This is a genomic window from Thalassotalea sp. G20_0 (assembly GCF_017744175.1).
Lineage (GTDB): Bacteria > Pseudomonadota > Gammaproteobacteria > Pseudomonadales > Endozoicomonadaceae > Endozoicomonas.
This window is the reverse complement of record NZ_JAGHQV010000497.1, coordinates 1-551: the sequence shown is the minus strand read 5'-3', so window position 1 is coordinate 551 and position 551 is coordinate 1. Positions and strand designations below refer to the sequence as shown.

Sequence of the window (551 nt, the reverse complement as noted above, 5' to 3'; positions counted from 1 at the left end):
GTCGAACCAACCCGGAAGCTGAACTACTGGCAACACTACATGCATTCTCACAGCCAGTGGGCAGTGACCCTGACTCTCACGCACAATGTCGTTTTCCTGCAAGGTATCAGTGGCTCAAGTCGGAACTTGGTTTAACGGATGAGTCAGTGACGCCTATCCACTGCCCTGAATTTTCTGAATGGTCCGAGTATGGTGATGCAAAATCATTAAGCATTATTTTTGCCTCGGGATACCTGGGTAACCCGGCATCTTATTATGGCCACACCCTGCTGAAGCTGAACTCAAAAGACAAGGACCGTACTCAGCTATTGGATACCAGTGTCAATTTTGGAGCCATTGTAGAAGATGGTGAAGATCCGGTCAGTTACATTTTCAAGGGCTTGTTTGGCGGATATAAAGGAGGCTTCAGCCATGCTGAATACTATTTTCATAATCAGAATTACGGGGAGCTGGAACTGCGTGACCTCTGGGAATATGAACTGGATTTAACACCTGAACAGGTCGATTTTGTCCTCGCCCATACATGGGAAGTCATGGGTAAGGAATACCAA

1 protein-coding gene is annotated in these 551 nt (G+C 46.8%); it reads left to right on the top strand.

Going from position 1 to position 551, the window contains the following annotated elements:
• Positions 1 to 551, top strand: a 551-nt coding sequence (locus tag J7438_RS27230) for an Lnb N-terminal periplasmic domain-containing protein (protein WP_209279135.1), incomplete at both ends; no start/stop codon positions are given.